The 23,425-nt window shown below is 52.7% G+C and carries 18 protein-coding genes; 2 read left to right on the top strand and 16 right to left on the bottom strand.

All coding sequences use genetic code 11. The features are described from left to right. Nucleotides 1-57: 57 nt before the first annotated feature. The 16 genes from K3T83_RS21270 to K3T83_RS21195 all read right to left on the bottom strand — a co-directional run bounded on the left by K3T83_RS21270 (nt 58) and on the right by K3T83_RS21195 (nt 18,679). Complete coding sequence (locus tag K3T83_RS21270) at nt 58-720, bottom strand: double zinc ribbon and FHA domain-containing protein (protein ID WP_220204945.1); 663 nt, start codon at nt 718-720, stop codon at nt 58-60. Between the two features lie 65 nt (nt 721-785). Continuing rightward, a complete protein-coding gene (locus K3T83_RS21265; RefSeq protein ID WP_220204944.1) occupies nt 786-2,024 on the bottom strand; it encodes a vWA domain-containing protein in 1,239 nt (412 codons plus the stop codon). A 46-nt stretch (nt 2,025-2,070) separates the two neighbouring features. Beyond that, complete coding sequence (locus K3T83_RS21260; RefSeq protein ID WP_220204943.1) at nt 2,071-4,125, bottom strand: PP2C family protein-serine/threonine phosphatase; 2,055 nt, start codon at nt 4,123-4,125, stop codon at nt 2,071-2,073. 12 nt (nt 4,126-4,137) lie between these two features. Next, nucleotides 4,138-6,162, bottom strand: coding sequence for a protein kinase domain-containing protein (locus K3T83_RS21255; RefSeq protein WP_220204942.1), 2,025 nt, complete (start codon nt 6,160-6,162; stop codon nt 4,138-4,140). Nucleotides 6,163-6,189: 27 nt separating this feature from the next. Next, on the bottom strand, nt 6,190-7,065 hold the full coding sequence (locus K3T83_RS21250; RefSeq protein ID WP_220204941.1) for a PP2C family protein-serine/threonine phosphatase: 876 nt from the start codon (nt 7,063-7,065) through the stop codon (nt 6,190-6,192). A 229-nt stretch (nt 7,066-7,294) separates the two neighbouring features. Beyond that, nucleotides 7,295-8,707, bottom strand: coding sequence for a ribosome biogenesis GTPase Der (gene der / locus K3T83_RS21245; protein ID WP_220204940.1), 1,413 nt, complete (start codon nt 8,705-8,707; stop codon nt 7,295-7,297). Between the two features lie 270 nt (nt 8,708-8,977). Next, the gene (locus K3T83_RS21240) at nt 8,978-9,916 is read right to left on the bottom strand and encodes a ribose-phosphate diphosphokinase (protein WP_236064947.1); all 939 of its coding nucleotides are present in this window, start codon (nt 9,914-9,916) and stop codon (nt 8,978-8,980) included. A gap of 269 nt (nt 9,917-10,185) precedes the next feature. Next, nucleotides 10,186-10,422 carry a hypothetical protein gene (locus K3T83_RS21235; RefSeq protein ID WP_220204938.1) on the bottom strand — a complete coding sequence of 79 codons (237 nt, stop codon included), beginning with the start codon at nt 10,420-10,422 and terminating at the stop codon, nt 10,186-10,188. 27 nt (nt 10,423-10,449) lie between these two features. After that, nucleotides 10,450-10,677 carry a hypothetical protein gene (locus K3T83_RS21230; RefSeq protein WP_220204937.1) on the bottom strand — a complete coding sequence of 76 codons (228 nt, stop codon included), beginning with the start codon at nt 10,675-10,677 and terminating at the stop codon, nt 10,450-10,452. A gap of 38 nt (nt 10,678-10,715) precedes the next feature. Further along, the gene (locus K3T83_RS21225) at nt 10,716-12,032 is read right to left on the bottom strand and encodes an ABC transporter permease (RefSeq protein ID WP_220204936.1); all 1,317 of its coding nucleotides are present in this window, start codon (nt 12,030-12,032) and stop codon (nt 10,716-10,718) included. After that, nucleotides 12,029-12,799: an ABC transporter ATP-binding protein gene (locus K3T83_RS21220; protein WP_236064946.1), complete on the bottom strand. Its 771-nt coding sequence runs from the start codon at nt 12,797-12,799 to the stop codon at nt 12,029-12,031. Before K3T83_RS21220 ends, K3T83_RS21225 begins: the two co-directional genes overlap by 4 nt. A gap of 256 nt (nt 12,800-13,055) precedes the next feature. Further along, entirely contained in the window at nt 13,056-13,694 is a 639-nt protein-coding gene (locus K3T83_RS21215; RefSeq protein ID WP_220204935.1) for a response regulator, read from the bottom strand. 17 nt (nt 13,695-13,711) lie between these two features. Then, entirely contained in the window at nt 13,712-15,328 is a 1,617-nt protein-coding gene (locus tag K3T83_RS21210) for a sensor histidine kinase (protein ID WP_220204934.1), read from the bottom strand. Between the two features lie 343 nt (nt 15,329-15,671). Continuing rightward, nucleotides 15,672-16,172, bottom strand: a complete 501-nt coding sequence (locus tag K3T83_RS21205; RefSeq protein WP_220204933.1) for a YggT family protein — start codon at nt 16,170-16,172, stop codon at nt 15,672-15,674. 134 nt (nt 16,173-16,306) lie between these two features. Further along, entirely contained in the window at nt 16,307-18,010 is a 1,704-nt protein-coding gene (locus K3T83_RS21200) for a DUF2079 domain-containing protein (RefSeq protein WP_220204932.1), read from the bottom strand. A 69-nt stretch (nt 18,011-18,079) separates the two neighbouring features. Continuing rightward, entirely contained in the window at nt 18,080-18,679 is a 600-nt protein-coding gene (locus K3T83_RS21195; RefSeq protein ID WP_220204931.1) for a metal-dependent hydrolase, read from the bottom strand. 161 nt (nt 18,680-18,840) lie between these two features. On the opposite strand from K3T83_RS21195, the gene K3T83_RS21190 reads away from it, so the two are divergent. Both K3T83_RS21190 and K3T83_RS21185 read left to right on the top strand, forming a co-directional pair. After that, entirely contained in the window at nt 18,841-19,521 is a 681-nt protein-coding gene (locus tag K3T83_RS21190) for an HAD family hydrolase (RefSeq protein ID WP_220204930.1), read from the top strand. A gap of 212 nt (nt 19,522-19,733) precedes the next feature. Next, complete coding sequence (locus tag K3T83_RS21185) at nt 19,734-23,225, top strand: BACON domain-containing protein (RefSeq protein ID WP_220204929.1); 3,492 nt, start codon at nt 19,734-19,736, stop codon at nt 23,223-23,225. Nucleotides 23,226-23,425 lie beyond the last annotated feature (200 nt).

Below are 23,425 nucleotides of genomic sequence, written 5' to 3'. Positions count from 1 at the left end.
TTATAGCGAGTATCTCTGGTACTGTCAATTGTCATAGCCGAAGAGATTATCTCTTCATTACGGCGTCTTAAAGCGCAATACGACGCGCCCGAAGCGAATTTCATCGTTGTCATGCAACTGCGTCGGAGTTTTCGCGGCAAGTCGCTGGCGATTAAGAAATGTGAAGTTCGTGCTGTTCTCGTCTTCCAGCAGGTACTGACCATTCTCTACAAAGATGCGGGCATGCAGACGCGAAACACCGCCCTCTTCGCCTCCATGTGGAGTTAGATCTACGTCGGGATAGATGTTGCTGACGACATCTTCACGCCCAACGGTGATCATATCTTTGCCGCTCAGATCAAACTCCTGATTATCAGCCTCAACGATCAGACGCGCCTGCAATGCAACTGGTGCGCTCACGGGCGCTCCCGATGTTGCAGGAGCAGCTGGCGGAGGTGGTGGAGGCGTCACCGATGATGGTGGAGGGGGAGCAACATTATCGACTGCTGCTGGCGCTCCCTGAAGGCTGACGCCACAATTCGAGCAAAACGCTTCACCCGCCGGATTGGTGGCCCCACACGATGGGCAGACCTGCGTCCCTGCCGCTGCGGGAGCAGAGGTATCTGCCGCTGGTGGGGGAGTGGTGGCGACGGGTGCCGCCCCTCCCAGCGGTTCTCCGCATTCATCGCAGAAAGCCGAACCATCAGGATTTTCATGACCTAATGAACATCGTACTGACATGATCTCTATCCTTCCTCAATACTATTCGTGATAATTCCTCTCGAATGCTGCGAGTTCTTCTCTCATTAAGGTAATAGATCGTCGAGACGCTGTGTCAATTTGCGCGTCTTATTGCCAATCGATTTAACCTGTTCCTGTGAGATCTGTTGGCCCTGGCTGATCTGTTCGAGGGCCGAGACGGTCTCCTGATCCAGCACGCGAGTAACATTGGGTGCGAGCTTGGTTGTCGCCTTACCCGTGCGTTTGTATTCGTCGAGTACACGCGTGACCAGGCGATTCGCATTGGCCTTCTCCGCAAAGTTCATCACTAACGGATTGACCTGAGCAGCCAGATTTGCATCTTGCGTAAAGGTAACTTTAATATCTTCACGTATGCGCTCCCCCGCCAGACCTGTGACGGGCACGTCATACGTTAATTCCGCCTGTGCGATACGGAACAATCCTGCCGGGCGAGGATCAATCATCAACTCGACCAGCACCGACTGTGGTGTGTCCTTCTCCAGATCTCCCAGCGGAATGGTCACGCGACGATCAGACAGAGAAGACTGATCGATATCGCGAATAATCGGCAACACACGTACCGCTTTGCGGGGAGAAACGCCAGCCGGGAGGTTGAGCGTCAACGTCGCGTTACGAACGGCAACGGCAACCGCGCTCTGCAATTGCTGCTGGAAGATGGTCATGGCATCCGCAGGAGAGCGAATGAACTCGGCAGGAGAACCACCGCTGAGTTGTCCCACATCGTCAAGCAACTGCTCGTCCCAGTCGGCTCCAATTCCCAGTGGATAGATTGAAATTCCGGCGGCGGCGGCATCGCGCGCTAACTGGCGGCAGCGATCCGTATCACCATAGGTGACGCCATCGGTGAGCAAGATCATGCGGCTGACGGCATTGGGAATATTCCAGCGGCGCAGTTCGCCCAGACCTTGAATCATACCGAGCGACATCGTGGTGCCCCCGGCATCCTGAATGCGGTCAATAGCTGCCTTCATCCCAACCGGGTCATTGGCAGGCATCGAAGGAATAATCACCTGAGCGGTATCATCGAAAATGACCACTGAAATGTAATCGCTTGGCTCCAGGCGGTCAATCACCATCTTAACCGCTTCTCGTACATTCTTCAGTTTGGCACCCTTCATGGAGCCAGAGTGGTCAATCACCAGTGAGAAATTCAAAGGCATGCGCACCTGAGCCATCAGGTCCGATGGCTTGGCCTCCAATAAAACATATGCGACCTGGCTACCACCAGTGACCGGCATGTAATCTTTTCCTAACTGGTGTGCCAGCGTTACCTCTCCGGGCATAATTCATTAGCTCCTTTCGCATTCGGCTCGCCCTAGTATATCATAATCAACGCACGAAAACGACGACTGCGCTTACGTTGTCTTCTCCACCATTCGCGTTCGCGGCTTCGATTAAGCGCGTACATGCCGTATGTGGATCAGGTGCGTTATTTAATATATCAGTGATTTGTGGATTGCGCACCATTTCCCATAAGCCATCGGAACAGCTTAACAGGATATCGCCGGGCGTGACCTGCTGTTTAAAAATGTCGATCTGCACATTTAATTTATCGCCCAGGCTTCGATAGATCTGACTACGCTGCGGATGCGTATAGACATCATCTGGCTCGATCAGTCCTCCGGCCACAAGCTGACCGACCAGCGAATGGTCGTTGGTCAACTGGTACAGTTTTCCATCGCGCTGCATATAGGTGCGGCTATCCCCTACATTGAAGATATACGCAAGATCACCCACAATCATAAAACCGGTGATCGTCGATCCCATATCGGTGCCTGCTTGCTGGTTCTTCTGACAGATGGCTGTGTTTGCATCTTCCACTGCACCATGCAGCAACTCAACCAGGGTATCTTCGGTCTGCTCCGGGACATTTCCGCCCGCCTTCTCCGTTTCCAGAGGAGGAGCGACCAGCTCACGCACCATGCGCTCGGCAATCGTGCCAATCGCCATGTGACTTGCCAGCTGCCCGGCATCGTGACCGCCCATACCATCGGCTACAATAAAGACGCCAGAGGGGTATGCAATCGATTCATGCACGCGCTGCAATTGCAGAACAAGCGTGCTGTCTTCGTTTACCTCGCTGCGTCTCACGTCTCCCGCGTCAGAATCGGAGGCTGCAACCAGCCGGACGCCGTTGGGAGAGGAGGTTTGCATGGCCTGTGCCTGCTCAATCACATAGGTCCGTCCGCCATCCACAAAGGTATTGACAATCGTTCCTTGCAAGACATGTGATTCGCTGTCTCCGCTGGCGCTGGCGGGATATTCATGCATGGTATAGGAGGCGTTGAGCAGTTCGGCCCCACACGTGATACAGAATTCATCTCCTTCAGCATTCTCCTCTGAACCGCAGTTCCAGCAATGCTGATAGCCTTGTTTATCAATGACCGAATAAACATGCTCCGTCGGGTCTTCACTGATAACCTGCGTCACCTCATAGCGGCCTTCCAGTACTGTTCCACTCTCCAGCAGTGTGAAATCCTCCGCTGCTGCGCCCTGCTCTGGCGCAGTGGTTGGCGGCGTCTGCTGTTCCGCTGACGACTGGCTATCTTGCGGCGACTGGTTGTTGGTCGATGATACGTGTTCCATTCCGTCCTCTTCCTGTGAAGGAGAAGGCGCGGCTCCGCTAGACGGGCCGGCCGTCTCCGTAGTTTGTGTCGTTTTTTGCGCTTCCTGCGTCTCTCCTGCTTTGACCTCGCCTGCCCCCGAAGGCCGCCCTTCAGATTTCGGAAGAATGGTCGCGGCCTCCTCCTGAGCCGGGCTATCCGACACAGGCGGTGGCGGCGCTATCTCTCCTGGCGTGATGAGAACCGTTGGCATCTCCGCAATATCCGGCTGAGCAGACATATCCGGCGGACGAGGCGCGGGAGTGATTGGTAAGATCGTCGCGTCCGTAAACAGGTTGCTGCCAACAGGCTGCATCATCATTGTTGGCATCTCCGCAACATCGTTTGCTGTCTGTTCCCGCCCCATCTCATGCTGCCACCGACGCGTCTGTAACTCCACCATTTTATCAGGTGAGAGGATCTGGGTCGGGGCCAGAGCAATATCATCTTCGCCCTTTACTTCCGCAACAGGCGAAGAGGCGGCAGGAGACGCTGTCTGGTCAACAGCAGCATCTTGCGTCGAGGCATCGCTGGCCGAAACAACGCTCTGTTCTGGAGTTTCTGCTGCCTTGCCCGCGTCTTCAGCGGGAGTCGGAGCGCCAGATGGAGCGGGGGCCGATGATGACTCTGTCGGAGTGGAAACCGCCGCTGAGGGAGCTACAACATCCTCCTGTGCCTTGACAGGAGCGCTGTCGCCGATCTCAGGGACGAACGGCAAACCACATTTTTTGCAAAATTTTGCGTTATCACGATTTGGTGTATGGCACGACGGACAGAGCATTCTGCCCTCCTTTTATAGTTGTTTTTTCAATCGATTTGCCTCGGCATTATTCGGGTCGCGTTGTAAAGCCTCCTGCACCATTTGTTTTGCATCGGACTTTTTATTTAATTTGAGGTAACAGGCGGCCAGGGCGCTATAAATCTCCGATATATGCGGAGCAGCCTGGCGTGCGCGATCCAGGGCACTACGGGCCATCGTCCATTCCTTTAACTGGCTATGGGCGCGGCCCAACTCATACCACCCCTCCCAGATCGCCGGATCAAGCTGTGTCGCCTGACGCAGGGCTTTGACAGCGCTAGAAGGAAGCTTCTTCTTCATATACAGGCGTCCCAGCGCAATCAAAATGAGCGCATGATCGGGATTAAATTGCAATCCATCCTTGAGGTAACGCTCAGCATCATCATTTGCACCTTGCTCTATTGCCAGTAAACCAAGCTGGTAATAGACGGCGGGATCTTTGGGAGCCAGCGCAAGCGCCTTCTTAAAAGCATCGGTGGCCTGGGTTGGCAGTTCCAGATCACGATAGCATAGCCCTAGCTGAAAGAACGCATCCAACGCATCCGTTTTATATTTTGTCGCCTCTTGAAACTGTTCGGCGGCATATTTCATATTATTTCTGAAGAGCGTTTTATCTACATCTCTCACTGATAAACCATATTGCCGATAGGCACGGCCAAGATTATACAGAACATCATAGCTGGGACCACTGGCGCTGAGGGCGCGCTGAAACTGGGTCACGGCCTCGGCGTAGTTTTTATTTGCCAGATGTTGCAGGCCAGTTCTATATGCCGCGTTCGGATCGATTCCCGATGAGACGGGACGAGCGCGAATAGGCTGCACGGGTCGGGCCTGGATTGATTGGCGCACAGGACGAGCCTGAATTGATGAGGCTGGACGCGGTGCAATCGGCTGTTGCACTGGGCGCGCCTGAATGGGGACACGCGATGCCTGAGCACGAATCTGTGGAGGAGCCACGACAGCGCCCTGCACCAACGGCTGACCATCTCGCTTGCAAAACTTGGCCCCGGGCCGATTCTGAAAGCCACACCTGGGACAGACCAATCCAATACCAGGATTGGCCGAAACCAGAATCGTTGCATTGGGCGAAGCAATGGCTGGTATCTGGACCGTATGCGGAACACCGTTCGGCAAACACGATTGCAGGGCCACACGCATTGCTTCAGCACTCTGAAAACGCTTGGCCGGCTCCTGCTGCATCGCTTTGATAATCACCTGCTCCACTGGACAGACGATTCTCCCGTCCGTTTGAACTGTACGCAAGCGAGGATTCTTCGCCAGAATGCTGCCCGGCGTTGGCGTCTGAATCGGATCTGGCTCATAGTTCGTCAGGAGATGATACATGGTCGCTCCCAGCGAATAGATGTCGGAGCGCGCATCCGTCTGCACCAGTTTGCCAGGATTCTGCGGAGAACGCTTCTGTCCAGGCATCGTGATCGATCCCAGGTGTTCTGGGGACGCATATGAAATCGTGCCGAGATTCTCCGTATTGGTACGTTTATTCGGATCGAAGCGGCGAGCGATGCCAAAATCGATCAGTTGCACCTCATTATCCAGCGTAATCATAATATTGCCGGGCTTCAAGTCACGCAGAATAATAGGAGGGTTGCGAGAATGAATATAGCTAAGTGCCTCGCAGACCTGGATCATCCACCCGATCACCTGCTCTTCGGGCAGCGATCCCTTACTGTTTTCGAGAACTTTCTCCAGGCTACGTCCAGGCACAAATTCCATTGCGAAGTAGTAGTTGCCGCGATCCTGAAAGGGCAGATTCAAGCCTGCAATGCGAGGATGCTTGAGACCGCGCAGCAACGCGATCTCTTTATTAAAACGCTCGATAGCAGCCTTGCGTTCGTCTTCCGGGGTATTCGGACTGATAAGCAGTTCTTTGACAGCATAATAATAGGGGGGATTCGTCCCGACCTGCTCCACCTTATAGACCGTTCCCATCCCACCTTCGCCAAGAATCTGCACTATTTTAAATTTTCCATCAAGGACTGTACCTAAAGGGAGAGCCATACTCCTGTAATCTCCACCTGATGCTCACTACGCACTGATATGGACAACGATGGCAGTGATGTTGTCTTCCCCGCCATGATTGTTCGCCATATCGATCAGCATATCGCAAATTTTTTGCGGGCTGCGTTGCTCACTAAGCACTTTTTGTAGTTCCTGGTGACGAACCATCTCCCAGAGTCCATCAGAACACAGTAAAAACGTATCGCCAGGCTGTACTGTCTCCTGAAAGACATCTACTTCGATATTTTTATGTCCGGCCCCCAGGGAACGATAGATCAAATTGCGTTGAGGATGCGTATAGACATCTTCCGGGGCAATCTGATTCGCTTCTACCAATTTTTGCACCAGTGAATGATCCTTCGTCACCGGCTGCAAAACGTTGCCTCTTAATAAATACGTACGACTGTCTCCAACGTTGGCGATAAAAGCATGATCATTTTGAATCAAAACGGCTGTAACTGTACTCCCAAGCCCATGAGCAGAAGGTTTTTGTTCGCCATAACGTAAAATAGCTTTGTTGGCTTGCTGAATTGCGACCTTCAGCTGCTCCTCAGTGGCCTCATTCATCGATGTCTCGGAAAGTTTGCGGGTTCTCTTTGCGTCCGCAGCCGGGCCAGGATTTTGTACAACAGTTTCTTCGGGATCTTGATTGCGAATAGAAAGTTTAATTGTAGGTTGATCCGGGAGAGGTTTGAAGAAGCTATCAAGCCCTCTGCTGATAGTCTCTACCGCCAACTGGCTGGCAATCTCACCAGCTTTGTATCCGCCCATACCATCGGCGACAATAAACAGGCCCCGATCACCATCATTTAACGATTCAATGCGCTTGTATGCCTTGTCCTCATTTTGCTCGCGTTGCTTCCCAACGTCAGATTTATCGGCGGCAGTGAGTTTAAAATGCATTCGTTTGTACCTCACAGGAGCAGGAATTCACGACACTTATTCCGTGTTCACTATAACATATAGTAGTATTCATGACAATTGAAAGTTCCTAATTGCATAGATATATTAGTATAGCATGTAGCGCTTGTACATTTTTATGAGATACAACACACTATATACGGGGTGCTCAAGAAAAAAGTTGTGGTTATTAGCTCTTCATTGCCGAGAAAGCAAAGAACAGGCCCGGCATTTACCGGGCCTCATTTCTTGAACGGGGTCTGAACTGGAGACGGATACCTGTTCCCTTAAAGCCAAAGGCGTCACGGAGACGATTTTCCAGATATCGTTCATACGAAAAATGGACTGCTTGTGGATCATTCACAAAGAATACAAATGTCGGCGGATTGACCCGGGCTTGCGTTGCATAATAAATCTTTAATGGTTTTGTGCGAATCACTGTCGGATTATGACGGCGAATCGCTTCCTGTACTACTTCATTCAGACGGGACGTGGGGACTCGCAGATAACGCATTTCTGCAATATGAAGCGCCGCCTCCAGTATCGATTTGACATGATACCCGGTCTTAGCCGATGCAAACACAATTGGAGCGTACGGAATAAACTTGAGATCCTCTGCCAGCGTGACGCGATAGTGTTCCGCGCTGTCGATTTCGTCGTCTGGTCTGGCAAATTTGCCTTCTCGCTCGTCTCGACGCTGTTGCTGGGCCAGATCCCACTTATTGACCACCACAATAACGCCTTTGGCCTGCTCGTGAACCACGCCCGCGATATGCGTATCCTGCGCGGCTAATCCCTCGCTGGCATCGATGAGCAGGATAGTCACATCAGCGCGCTCGATAGCACGCGTCGAGCGCAATACACTATACTTTTCGACGCCCGCACCAACGCGACCACGCCGTCGAATCCCGGCGGTGTCGATCAGCTTGATCTTGCGACCCTCGTACTCAAACTCTGTATCAATGGTATCACGCGTCGTACCAGGAACATCGCTGACAATCGAGCGCTGCACGCCCAGAATAGCGTTGAGCAGCGAGGATTTACCCACGTTCGGACGGCCCACGATGGCGATGCGCGGGATATCTTCCTCTTCCTCTTCCTCCATCTCATCAGCTGGTGGCAGCGCCTCCACGATCAAGTCCAGCAGATCGCCGGTGCCCACACCCTGAATAGATGAGATATCGATAGGCTCACCCAGACCCAGAGCATAAAACTCAACGGCATCCAGACGCCGCTTCGCGTTATCGGCTTTATTGGCTGCCAGGATGACCGACTTTTTGGAGCGGCGCAACAGGTCCGCGACCTCCTCATCGGCAGCTGTGATCCCGGCCTGCGCATCGACCATAAAGATGATCACATCGGCCTCTTCAATGGCAAGCTGAACCTGAGAGGTCACATGGTTCATAATATCGCCCGGCTGCCCACTCAGGCCAACCTGACCAACGGGAATGCCCCCACCAAGTTCGAGGCCACCTGTGTCAATCAGGGTAAACTCGCGACCATTCCAATCAGTATCGCCATAGAGACGATCACGGGTTGTGCCGGGCATATCTTCTACGATGGCGATACGTTCGCCTATCATACGATTAAAAAATGTTGACTTGCCGACATTTGGCCGGCCTACAATAGCAACAAGTGGCTTCATTCGCGCCCCTCTACCTCTATGGCTTTCATAATAAAGGGCATCCACGCATAGGATGCCCCAGGTTTCTCGCCATTATAACATAAACCTCTTGCGAAGAGTAGTAGCGACAATGCCTTGCGCTTGTCGCCGTGAATACCTCGCACATATCGCCGTGAATACCTCGCACGTGTCGCCGTGAATACCTCGCACATATCGCCGTGAATACCTCGCACGTGTCGCCGTGAATACCTCGCACGTGTCGCGGGTCAGACATAAATAAATCGACACATATCAATAAAACAACTCTGATACTGAGCGGCTATCGTGGATGCGGCAGATGGCGTCGGCGAGCAGTTCGGCGACGGACAGTACAGTCAGATTAGGTAGAAGATTATTTTCGGGGGAAGGGATGGAATCGGTAACAACCAGTTCCTTAATAGGGGCAGTGTGTAGACGTTCGATGGCTGGACCGGAAAAAACGCCATGTGTGGCGCAACAATAGACCTCGCGCGCGCCCTGCTTCGTCACAATGCGAACCGCCTGCGTCAGCGAGCCAGCGGTATCGATCTCATCGTCAACGATCAATGCACAGCGCCCCTGCACATTGCCGATGATCCCCATCGCTTCCGTAACGCCCTCGTTGCCCAGGCGACGCTTCTCCACGATAGCCAGAGGCGCTCCAAGTCGGTCGGCCAGCTGACGCGCTTTTTTTGCAAAGCCCTCGTCGGCGGCAACAACGGTCAAATCAGAGAGCTTCTTGGAGGCGAAATAACGGGCCTGGATCGTTTGCGCGGTCAGTTCATCAACGGGCATATCGAAAAAGCCCTGGATTTGTCCGGCGTGCATATCCATTGAGACCACACGATGCGCGCCTGCCACAGTAATACAATCGGCAATCAAACGAGCGGTAATGGGTACGCGAGGTTGATCTTTTTTATCAGTGCGACCATAGGCATAATATGGTACAACAGCAGTAATACGAGCAGCAGAAGCTCGCTTGAGAGCATCCAGCATAATCAACAACTCCATAATCGAGCGATTGACCGGTGAGCTGAAAGGTTGGATAACAAATACATCATGTCCGCGTACATTTTCATTGATTTTGACAAAAATATTCTCATTGCTGAATTGAAAAACATCTGCATTACCTAACGACATTTGGAGATGATCACAAATGTCCTGGGCAAGTTTACGATTCGCATTTCCGCTGAATATACTCAAATTATCCAAGTTCACTCCTCCTGATTCCCAATGTCAACACTATATAGATAGCATGTTTGCTAGCAAACATGCAAGCCTTCCACGCGCAAAGCAAGAAAACGCAATGCTCATTGAACGCCCATAAAAAGTAAACAGCCAGAGCAACCTTCTTCTGCATAATACACGTGGGTAAGCAAGGTAGAGACGACACAGTGCAGCGCATTTCGAGAGGAGGCATGTTGTTGTGGAGATAGTGCCCGGCCACTATCTGACATTCAGCGGCCGGGCACCAGGATTATTTAAGATGCGGACAAAGTAAACAGCGGCGAGACGAGTTGCGGGTCAGCCGCCAGGGTAAACGGCGAAGAAGAGCTAAAGTTGGTCGGCCCTATGATTTGATTGCCTCCATCTGGCCCTCCTCCCTGTATCATGACAGGCTGACGTGGAATGAACGTGAGGGCGAGCAAAACGGCAGCCACGACTAAAGTGACGATAGCAAGCACAACGTGTTGACGAAGGTTATTTATATTCTGCATGATAATGTATATCTCCTCTGCTTCTTCTCAGAATAGGGGTGGAATAAACAACGCTACTGTATCCGTAGACGCTTCACCTGGCTGCTGTGGAGGGGCGACATTGCCTTTCGGCATCGTCTGGATATGTGGAGCACTTTTGCCAGGAGGCATGATGCCAAAGAACGGTAATATCTGTACAATCAACAATAGCACCAGCACAACGAGGGTAATGATTTGAATCAGATAAAGCGTTCGCGATTGACTATTATTTTCCATTAAACATCTCCTTTTATCGTGTTTTACAGAAACTACATTTATATCGCACGCAAAGCTACAATAGGATCGAGATCGGCTGCACGCACAGCGGGATAAAGGCCAAAGATGATCCCGGTCAGCCCCGCCACGCTAACGGCCAGCATGATTGCGCCTGGATTGAGAATAAAGGGGAGTTCAGAACTCACGACGATCTCGTACCCGACAAAAAGGCCGAAGAAGACACCAATAATCCCTCCTAGAGCGCTGAGCAGCACGGCTTCGATCAGAAACTGATTGCGAATATCGGACTTGCGCGCGCCAACTGCCAGACGAATGCCAATCTCGCGCGTACGCTCGGTTACGGAGACGAGCATAATGTTCATAATGCCAATTCCGCCAACGGTCAGCGAGACGGCCGCGATACCAATGAGCAGCGTTGCCAGAGACGAGGCGCTGGCCTGCCTATTTTGGACCATCTGGGTTGCCGATTGCACCCAGAAATCATCTTCGGCGCCACTGGTGATGTGGTGACGCTTCTCTAGCAGTTCAGTAATTTCCTGCTGCACCAGCGTCAGGTTGTTTGTATCATCGACCAGAACTTCAATAGAGTCGGTCGTGGTCGTGTTGAGCACGCGGACCTGCACCGTATTGAAGGGAGCATAGATGTTCTGGTCGGCCATCGGATCCGCCGATGTAAGCACCCCAACCACTTGAAATGGCTGGCTCCCAAAGCGGTCGCTGCCAAAACGAATGGTTTGCCCGATAGGATCTACATGTAAAGCGCTAAAAAGCGTTTGCGCAACAGTAGCTCCAATCACAACCTTTGACGCTCTGCTTGATTCATCTGCATCACTAAACCAGGAGCCTTCGGCAAGTTGCAAATTATGGATCGATGGATAGTTCACAGAAACGCCGAGCATCTGAAATTGTCCGTTCTGATTGCGAAAAATGACATTCCCTCCAATTCGGAGGAGTGCGCTGGACTGCTCAACATGTGCAAGAGAGGCAAGCGCCCGCGCGTCGTTGAGCGTGAGCGTACTGTCTTTACTTCCTCCCTGCTTGATCATAAATCCTCCCTTTCCAGCCATAGCAGGCGGCGCGCCTGGTTGGATGGTAAGGATATTGGTGCCCAGGCTTGAAAAGCGCTGGTTAATATCTGCGCTGGTTCCCTCGGCCTGCGTCACCGCCGTAATCACCGCAGCCACGCCGATAATCACACCCAGCATTGTTAAAAAAGAACGACTTCCATTTGCCAGCAGCGCTTTACGGGCTGCACGAAAATTGGCGAGCAGCAACAGACCACGCGAAGATGTTGCACGCGGCAATTCTGGTCGCGACGACACAATACGCGGAGGAGGCGCTAGCACACGGCTCATATCAATTCATCCGCCTTTCTTTGCATGGAACCATCATCCTCCACAATCTGCCCATCCTTAAACACGACACGCCGCTTTGCCACCTCCGCCACATCAGCGTTATGGGTCACGACGATGAGAGTTAAGCCCTGCTGATTCAAGGATTGCAGCAAGGCGAGAATTTCCTGGCTGGTGTGGCTATCCAGATTACCCGTTGGCTCGTCGGCCAACAACAGGGCGGGTTGGCTCACCAGCGCGCGTGCAATTGCCACACGTTGCTGCTGCCCGCCCGAAAGTTGGACCGGCATATGCTCGATGCGATCTCCCAGGCCAACCATATTCAGGGCCAATAGCGCGCGTTGACGCTGCACCTGCTCTGACAGGCCACGATACATCAGCGGTAACATAACGTTTGCTAGAGCGCTTTCACGGGGCAGGAGGTTGAAATTTTGGAAGATGAAACCCAGGCGGCGATTGCGAACCTCGGCCAATTGATTCGAGGTCAGGCTGCTTACAGAGATACCGGTAAGCCAGTAGTCGCCGCTGGTGGGACGATCCATACAGCCAATCACGTTCATAAACGTTGATTTCCCTGAGCCGGACGGTCCCATAACGGCCACAAACTCGCCTGGATAGATATCCAGCGAGACATCCTGAAGCGCATGCACCTCGCTCTGCCCCAGATAATACGTCCTGGTCAGCCCTCGCACGGCCACCACTGGAATAGTATGCTGATCTTCCTGCTTAGATGTACCGATGGATGGTGATGAAAAATTGCTGGTATTCACATAACACCCTTTATGCTGCTACGCATGGATGATGAAATCTGCATACTCAGCGAACTGAACTGGTAAAACATGTACCTGAGTCTCTGTGCCTGATTCGCTCAATTCCAACCCGGTCCGCTAAGTATGCACGATGAGATAGCTCTCAGCCAGCAGTATAAAGAAGTTGGAAGACAAGGGCATCTACTGAAAGGGCAAACTAGAGGGTAAAGAATTTTGCCCTTTCGGGCAGTGGAGAAGCATGGGGCAACGCCGATGCTCACAATTGGATCAGATGATCGCGCAACGCTCTCGCGGTTGCCTCGGCGCGGTTGGCGACACCTAACTTGCGAAAAATCACGGTGGCGTGGAACTTGATGGTGCGTTCGGCCAGATGGAGTTGTTCGCCAATCGCTTTGTTAGAGAGGCCGCGCGCAATCAGTGTGAGTATCTCACGCTCGCGTTCGGTCAACACCTCGGCGCTCTGACTCCCCTTCAAGAGCCGTTCCATCGATCCAAGCAGCCGGGCCGTGACGGATGGCTCTAATAGCGAACCGCCCGCCGCAACGACCCTCACAGCTCGTATCACCTCGTCCATGCCTGCGCTTTTGAGCAAATAGCCTCTAGCGCCGGCCCGAACAGCATCGAGAATACGCTCTTCGGTGCCGTAAGCGGTCAGCACGATCACGCGCGCTGTGAAGCCGGTCGCCTGCATCTGTTCCAGAACTGCTACGCCATCCAGATCAGGCATCTCAAGGTCCAGCAGCACAATATCAGGCTGTAAGCGCTGCAAACTGGCAAGCGCCTCTCGCCCGGTCGCAGCATCTCCCACAACGCGGAGATCGGCCTGCGTACTTAGCATGCTTGCCAGCCCCTCTCGCACAATGCGATGATCGTCCACCAGCAAAATATGAATCATACAACCGTGCTCCTCCCTCATCTGCTCACCAATTCGTCGTGGCGAGCAGAGATAAGCGGGATCATAGCCACCACCTGCGTTCCAGTTGTGGGGGCACTGATAATCTCAAGCCTGCCGCCCAACTGCTTCAGACGCTCGTGCATGCCGATAATGCCAAAGCCGCCCGTCTGTCGGGGAGTCAGCGCGGCGGGATCAAATCCCACGCCATCATCGGTGATCGTCAGGCAAAGCTCTTCTTTTTCCATGCTCAACTCCACATCAATATGCTGCGCCAGCCCATGACGCGTGGCATTGCTCAACGCCTCCTGCACAATCCGATAGCATGACAGCTCGATGGCGGGCGAGAGCGTTTGCCAGAAGACGGCATCTTCTTTTTCGCTGCCGCTAACGCAAAATGTTGAGCCATGCGTGCCTGCCGCTGGTCGCCAGCCTGCCACCAGTTCGGAGAGGGCAACCGGCAAGGTGCGACCACGCAAGACGCCTGTACGCAAATTGAGGATAGAATTGCGCGTCTCCTGAAGATACTCGCCAGCCAGTTCACGAGCGCGCTCAAGATGCTTCTGGGCCATCGCTGGCGTTTCGGGGAAAACCTTGCTACTGGTCTCCAGGTGCATCTTGATGGCGGCGAGTCCCTGAGCCAGCGTATCATGCACCTCACGGGCAACGCGGGTACGTTCGCGCATCGTTGCCAGCTCTTCGGCGCGCAAGGCATAGGCACGTAGCTGCTCCTGCGCCTGCGTCAACTCTTTAATCAGGAGTTCGCTGCGCTGGCGTGCCGCACGCTCATGTACGCCTATTCCGGTAAAGATATGCAGGCAGAGCAGCCCTATCGCCCAGACAATCGTTTCAAACCATTGCAGTGTCCATCCCACCTGAATGCCCAGCAGCGGGATACGCAACATCAATTGATTGCCATCATCAAACGAATAGTTCACCCTTTGCGGATACCCCGGAACCGTATCCATAGTGCCGAGCGCAGGTGCGAGAAGCTGTTTTTGTGGATGGACTGTGGCAAGAACGCAGAGAACAATTACCAGGACAACACCTTCGACGAGCCAGCTCTGCTTCTTGCTCAAGGCGACACGTGCATAGGCGGTAAACGCGTAGAAGAGCAGACAGTATTGAAAAGGACTGCTAGCCCCTGGAGATGCTACCAGGAGGATCGTGATCCCAACTGCAAGGAGCATCAGACTGGCCGCCAACCAGGAGAAAAAGGCACTGGAAGCGAGTCGCGAGGGCGTGCGTGTGATACCAGTTGCGCTCATGACACTATAAAGGAAGAGGGTCACGAGAACAGGCAATAGCGTCGAGAGCAGATTGTTGGCATCGGAGATGGTGATCATCAAGAGTGTTTTTGTCGTTTTTTCTCCTACAACTTGCCTGGCAGCACTCCCAGCATTCATCACCAGCACATCAGCTTTTGGGCCAAAGAAGACAGGGCCAAACCAGCCGGGGAAACGCGCCAGGATAGTTGCCAGCAAGGTGATCAATGCCAACCCCAGTATGACCCAGCCGGTAAGCGCCAGATTACTGCGCATATGGGCAGACCAGGAGGACAACCTTGTCAAGATCTCCTTTGAGAAGCTCTTCTTTTTATTAAGATAGATTTCATCTGCTATGCTGGTGTCAGCCATGTTGCCACTCCTCAAAATACTCAAAGTAGTTCGTAGTCGAGCGATTTATCGCGGGCACTTGTTGAGCGATCCCCCGCGATAAATCGCTCGACTACGAACTGGGGAGATTCCCGATCCTGGTTGTCAAAAATCATAAATCTATCATATTCAACGTAGAGAGGGGATAGCGAGATACAAAGGCTTGAACAGAATATGACGAACAGGGGGCGCGAAACTTTGAAGTATCGACATAGAAGCCATATAGTTGGGGAAAGAAACAAGGGCAGATTGCTTTCTCTCGGATACTATCTAGCCCCTGCCTTCTACTCTTCTTTATATATTTATATGCTATCCAGAACAATGCTTAGCTGGCCGCTTCTTCGGGACCAGAGATCAGAATGCGTAAGAAACGGCGAATGGCCCAGAACACGAGCCAGTAGATCGCCATCGCAATCAGCGTAGACCACTCAAACGCCTGATTCGGGTGGATCGAAGGCGCTCGTACGATAGTACTGAACGGGAAAAGGATAATATCAGTGAGAGCATAGAGAAAGCCAGCAAAGAGATTTGTTGGATCAGCACCGATCAGTTTCAACAGGAAACGTATTGCCAGCGTCACTTCCAACACAGCCATAAACCACTGGAGGAAGTCATTAAGCTTACCAATAGCATACCTGACAGTACGGGCCTCTTCCTGACGTGTTTCTACCAGATCAGCCTCAGAAGTCGTTGTATCGAGAGGTATTTGCGGCGTTTGAGGCCGAGGTGGTGGCTGCTTCTTAGGCAGTTCCTCCATCGGCGGCGGGTACGTTTCTGTCGGTTGCACTCTTGTTGGCTCGTTGGGAAAAGACGAATCGTTGCGCATCCTGCTCTCCTCCATATCGCTAATTGGTGCGCCCATTGTCCTATCAGAATACCCATCCTGATAGGGCACCTATGAATGCGTCGGTTCAGCAATTACTTTTATGATCGGATTATAACATCTATTCCCGTGAAGTGCTATGGCTTATCTCTCACTAACAGAATCACGCCATCGGCACGCGCAAGGATGCGAAACTGACCCGAATTTATCAATGCGTTGAGCGTCGTGGCCGTCCCATACTTGTCTTCGGGAAAGACATCATCCAGATCTACAATAATGTATTGCACCGTGACCATCTTGTTCTTATCCGACGTTGCAACGGTCAGTTCGGGGAAGACCGTGACATATCTACGCTCGGCGAGGTGAGGATTGAGATTCCCACCTGCCGAAACTGCGGCATCAGGAGGAATCATAGAGAGCAATTGTTGAATATGCTGCTCACGAGCGGCTGGAGTGTGATCGGCCCAGAAGATATTGAAGAGCGGCGTCATAATGATAAAGTTGACGACGATCATTGCGACAATCCACAATACAACGGCCCATTGTAGCCGCGCGAGAGGAACCAGACGAGCAAGCGCCGCCATCCGTTCGCTAAACGGCTCCCAGCGCGCCGCCCGCAGACGAGCAAAAGGAGAGATGATGCGCGGCTGCACCAGCGCGACTGAACGCGTCACAGCTGCCTGCATCGAATGCCCGACAGAAGAATGAGCAATCATCGCCCATGTTGTAACGATGGGGGCAAGCAACGTATCCAAAAAAGTCGGTTGCGCCACAGGTGATACGGCTCTGGCTGGTGGATAGTCAACCGCTTCGCCACGCCAGCGCTGCCAGAGCGTCACCAGACGGGCCAGGCCATGAATAGCGGAGAGAACCATAAAAGGAATGATCGGCGCATTGTAGTGAAATACACCGCTATAGATCTTATCGTCACTACTCAGCAGGTTCACAGCCAGGCTGAAGAGTCCGCCCAGCAACCATTCCGGGGCCAGCAGCACGAGAAAGCCAGTGCTACGAGCAAGGTTTGCCAGATAATAGAAGCGATCAAGGGTGATATAGGTCGTGAAAGGTAGCCAGGGATGCGTCACCACATTGAAAAAGATCTCTTCCGGCGTACTTCCCAACGCGGCATAGCGATAGAGGTAGTTATTGCCGCCAGGATAGAAATGAGGAATAATCACTTTAAACGCGATAATACCCCAGCACATCCCGGCAAGAAAAAGGAAAATACCCAGGCGTGGCTGCTTATACTTCCAGATCACCAGCAAGCCCAGCAAGGCAATCGCAAAAGGAACATCTTCTTTACAGGAGGCCGCCAGCAAACAGGCCAGCAGAAACCAGCCAGTGCGCCGATAGCTCAGGGCCAGAACAGCATAAAGCAATAACGGAGCCGCCAAACTGACCGGGTGAAAGTCGAAGATATTGAGGCCGATCACGCCGGAGTTCAGAAGATAGCCAGCCGCCATCGCCGGAGCTGCCAGGGGCAGTTTTGGCACATATTTGCGGGTTAGCAAGAAGACCGGCAACGCACCAGACGCGAGGCCCACCGTTTGCAAGATCAGCAGCGTGCGAGCATCGGGAACAATGAGATAGAGCAAGGAGATTGGGAGAAGAATCGGCTCAAAGTGCATGCCCAGACGGGTTGGAGGACCATACCAGTCCTGTCCACGATTCGTCACGGCGAAGAGATGTCCATGAATCGTATTCCAGATGGCCTGATCGTAGTTGCCCAGATCGAAGGCCGTCGCCTTGAAACTATCGTAGCGAAGGACGGTTTGATATCCCATCCACGCGACGTAGCCAAATGTCACCAGAATGAGCAACATCCAGGCTACATGCCCCAACGTATCTGCACTATACGCGAGCGTATATTCAATCCTCTCATCATTCTCCTAAAGAAGTCTGCGAAACCTTTAAATGATAATCATCTGTTGCCAGATCGCAAAGGCAACCAGGATCATAAAACCCCATACGATCACATATTCGCGCCATGTTCCCGTCGTAAAGCGCCAATCAGGGTCGGGCGGAAAGCCAAAGCGCTTGTGTATGGGCCAGAATAGTGGGACTCCGCCAACCGTTAACGAATCCGCCGCGATATGCATAATGCTGCCAAACAGCACGCCATAAAAGACCAGATGCGAGGTGCTGATCAGATGAGCGGGCACCTGGAGGCCGCGTTGATCAAGCAGGAAAATAACAACCTGCTCTAAGCCAATAGCCAGCAACGAGCCAAGCACCAGGCCCAGAATGCTATGAAATAGCGTACGATGTCCGGCGAGACGCTGAATTGTTTTGCTAACAGCGCCGAACTTGCGCCCTAAAGTACTACGAGCATTATCTATATCAGGTAACAACGCGCCAAAACCAACCGCACCATAAAAGACCGCCTTTTTCACCAGCAAAGCCAGCGTGACCGTCTTCGCTACGGTGAGCGGGTCTCCCGAAAAATGCACAAAGCTATCAAGGACGACCCCTGCCGTTAACCCTACCAGTAGATGTGATCGACCTTCCATATTTCCATCCAGGCGAACAAGATCTGTTCAGAATTGGTACTTCCATATTCCATATGTTATGGGCAATTGTAGGGGTTCGTGGAACGGATGTCAACATCATTCATCTTGCCAGCCCGAGTGGGAAACGCTACGCTGCTCGATAGATATGCTATTATAAACATATGATACAGGCATTGATCTTTGATTTTGATGGCCTCATCCTCGATACTGAGGTTCCTGATTATCAAGCGTGGCTGGAGGTCTACGCTGAATACGGTTGCGACCTGCCCCTATCAACCTGGGCCGCCTATATCGGAGGAGCTGCCGACGTATTCGATGCTTACTCCGATCTGGAGGCGCAATCGGGTCGATTTATTGATCGTCAGGCGATACGAACAAAGCGTAGAAAACGCTATAGTGAACTGGTCGCGGCCCAACCTATCTTGCCGGGCATCCTTGAGTATATAACTGAGGCAAAGAGACTCGGTCTGAGACTGGCCGTTGCCTCAAGCGGCACCCGCGAGTGGGTTGTTGGCAATCTCACCCGCCTTGCTCTGCTGGACTCCTTCGATTACATGAAATGTGCTGACGATGTTGAACGCGTCAAGCCTGATCCCGCGCTATATCTGGCCGCGCTATCCGCCTTACAGGTTGATGCACAAAATGCCATAGCTTTTGAAGATTCGCCAAATGGAGTGCTGGCGGCTCAACGTGCAGGCATCTTCTGCGTTGCCATTCCCAATCCTCTCACCAGCCAGTTACCGTTGGAACACGCTGATTTACGGCTAAACTCGCTGGTGGATTTGCCGCTAGAAACTCTGCTCACTCGTTTCTCCAATGCTCCTCCCTCCCCTTCAATATAGCATCGTACATTCCCTCATACATGCCTTATCTTTTTTCTCTATCCAGTATTTATAATATTGCTTGCTTGATGTGACAGACAGGCATAGTTTAACGTTATAACTGTGTAGATCTGTTCATTTGCAGCCTCTATTTCAAAGCCGGTGGATTGTGACAGGGTGTGCGCATCCAGAGGCAGTTTTTATTCATTATTTATTTTTAAGAAGAGAAAAAGATGCGTCAGTGCATGCGCTGCGGCAAAGCTTGCAAGGCGACCTTTTGTGATAATTGTCGGTCGTTCTTGCGAGAACAACTGCAAAAAAGTGGCGTAGTTCCTACAGATGTGTCTCGGTACGCCACATCTCCACTTTCAGCCGTCAAAGGGCCAACGCTCAAAGAGCCGATCATCGATGATCCTGTTACTCCCCTTCCACCAATCGACGATGTCTATATGATGCAGGTGGAACAGATGTTGCAGGCAAGCGAGAATAATCCTATTACGCCACTCCCGCCCGTGAACGATGATTATAACGGACAGCAGGCGGAACAGGCATTGCATAATTTGCAAGATGCCGCACGACGCATCGAAGCATTTGAGCAGAGCAAGCATCGCAGTTTGCATGCTTCGCGCCTATCACCGTTGCGCGATATTTCAGCCGATATCCAGCGCAAAAGCACGCCGATCCCGCAGACGTTAAATAAGAAAGTATACGAGGACATAGAGGATCTGGGAGATCTCCCAGATCTCTGGTCCTGGCTTTCTGAGCTACCAGAGGACGAGGGAGAAGAGTTCGCAGAGCAGGGGGAAAATGACGTCGATCCCCTGGTCTCTCGTCATTTTCCTCGGCGAGCCGAATCCGTTCGTATTGAAGAGGCAGATCTCAAGCGAGCGGTTTCTGACGGGCTGGCAACGACCTCACAGATCGAGATCTACAAGCGTTTGCAGGCGAAGCGGCGTCTGCGCGTGATTTTCATCTGCCTGGCTGTCCTGGCGGTGCTTGCGCTAATCGTTGATAGCGTGCTGGGTGCCTTTGTCCTCTGGCACGGCGTGAATGGCACAAAATCCGGCGCGCATGAGCCACCAACGTTTATGCTCTCATCAACGTTGGTCGACTACGGACAAAAAGTGACGCTCTCGATACGCAACTTCCCGCCCTCGACTACTGTCTATCTGACCCACGATGTCAACGAACCGATTAAGACGCTGCCAGGTGGGAAATCTGTACTTCAGGTTGGCAACGATGGCGCAGTCCAGGCCAGCACGCTGATCGACACGACCTGGGAGGCTGGATTTCATACATTGCAGGCCGAGGATATGAAAACCCGCTACACGGCGAGCGTCACATTGCGCGTCAATGGCGGCTCTATCCAACCGGCTCATGTTACCGTGAATACAAAAGCGCTCGATCTCGGTGCCGCCGCGCAGGGCAGCACTAGCATGCAAGAGTTAGAACTGCACAACTCAGGGAACGGGGCGGTTTCATGGGTGGCCAGTAGCAATCAGCCCTGGTTACAGATGACGCCATCCCAGGGCACGTTTAGCGAGAGCCAGACGATGATGGTTGGCGGACAACGGGCCAATCTTCAGCCAGGAAACTATCAGGGAATTATTACTATCACCTCAAATGTCGGCTCGCCCATCACGATTACCGTGAAGATGACTGTGCTTGCCCTGCCGCCTGATGCGGGCGCAGTGCTGGCAATCACTCCTGCCGTCCTTTCTTATACGGCCATCGATGGTGCAGTAGACCCCTCGGCTCAGCGCTTAACGATCAATAATCCGGGCAAGCAACCGCTCTACTGGTCGCTTTCCAGCCGGGCTATTGCGGCAGCAAATCAGGACGCGACCGGCGGCTCTGCGACAAACTGGCTTGGGGCCGATCACTCCTCTGGTATGGTTGCCCCTGGGAAAAACGCGACGATTCAAGTGCTGGCCCATAGCCGCAACCTGATGCCCGGCACGTACCTCAGTTCGCTGGTATTTTCTGGCGGCAAAGATAGTGCTACGACAGATTCTTCTAAAGAAGACTACAGAGTATACAATGCCCCGCAAAGCGTCAGCATCTCTTTGACAGTACAGGAACATTGTGGGCTGGCCCTCAACACTAGTAACCTTGCATTTACAGCCGTTGCCGAGCAGGACAATCCTAGCAATCAGACATTGAATCTGTCGGCAGATACAGGTTGCCCAGATGCGATTAGTTGGAAGGCCATCTCGTCGGCAAACTGGGTCACGATGACCCCGGCAAATGGGCAGTTGACGGGAACAGATACCGTGCCCATGAGCGTGGGCATCAATACCAGCAACTTACGAAGGCCCGGAGTCTATACCACGACACTCTTGATTACCACTAAACAGAGCAGCCATACGGTGACAGTACAGTTGACGCTACAGAAGCAACCAACGCCGACAGCACCCATTATGAGCGCGGCTCCTCTCAATCTGAACTTCGCAGCCAATCAGGGACAGGGCAATCTTCCCGGTCAAACGGTGACGATTACCAATAGCGGTCATAGCATCTTACATTGGGACAGTACGACCGATGCTCAGCTTGATCCCTGGCTCACAACTACGCCAACCAGCGGCACCATTGCCCCGGGACAGATGGCACAGATGACGGTGACGGTCAACGCTGGCTCTCTTCCTCCGGGTAGCTACACCGCACAGATCCAACTGAATGGTACAGATGCGACTCACGCGCTGGCTGGAGGGAGTCCACAGAGCGTGGTTGTCAATTTCCAGGTCTCCACGCCCTGCGTTCTTGCAAAACCTTCCTCTAGTTCGCTGGCCTTTAACGCCACACAAGGCGGCAATGATCCCGCACCTCAAAACATCTCGATCACGGCTTCCGGCAATTGTAGCTGGCCGCTCAACTGGAGCTTGCAGAACATCCCATCCTGGCTGAAGCTCTCATCTACATCTGGCACGCTGACGGCGAACAATCCGACCGCAACGATCAGCGTTGCCCCCTCGCTTGCCAATCTTACCGCCAACCAGAACGTCCAGATACCCATCGCCGTTACCGATAGTGCGAATGAACAGGTACAGGTAAGCCCGGCCTCCTTCGGCGTCTCTCTCACCGTGCAACCTCCCTGCTCAGTCAAGATCATCCCGAACAGCTTGACGTTCACCGCTACGCAGGGTCAGGCAACTATCGCGGTACAGGCCAGCGATGCCTGCTCATCGGTCAGCTGGCACGCGGTGGCCGACGATGGTAATACTGACTGGTTGAGCGTCAATACCGGCGGCTCCAACGATGGCGGTATCCTGGTCAAGGCCGATGGCTCAAATTTGAATGCAGGAGCCACCTATACCGGCTCGATCACCGTGACTGTCTCTGATAGCAGCGGGAATCCCGTTCAGGGCGGTACTCAGACGATAGCGGTTTCATTGAAAATTCCCGTCTCCACATTTACCATTAGCGGAACCGTGAGCGCATGCACCGATACAGCATGCAATGTTCTTCAACCGCTTGGCAATGCACAGGTCATACTGATTGATAGTTCAGGGCAACACACAAAAACCACCACCGCAGATGGATCGGGAAATTTCTCTTTCTCGAACGTCAACAGCGGCTCGTACACTATCGAAAGCAGCGGCACTGACAGCACCAACATCAGCTATAGCGGGAGCAAAACCATCCTGGTATCCGGCGACCAGCAAGTGGCGCTACAGGATGCTGCCAGCACGCCCACTACTGGTGCCACGCCTCTTGTTGCGCAATAACTGATTGCCTACAGGTGACGATGTGACGAGATTGTCGCATCGTCATATTTTTATGTGGTAAAATACACTGTGCTACACGGACAAACAGCAACACGAGCGCATGCACAAGAAGATCCATGTTTGAGAATTATGGACCAGCCACGTTTATCAAGTAGATACATGTAGTCTGCACACTCACTTCCCGATGACCAACAAAAAGC

This window comes from Reticulibacter mediterranei, assembly GCF_016587455.1.
Note: the sequence above shows the minus strand (reverse complement) of the source record. Positions and strands in the feature narration are given on the sequence as shown.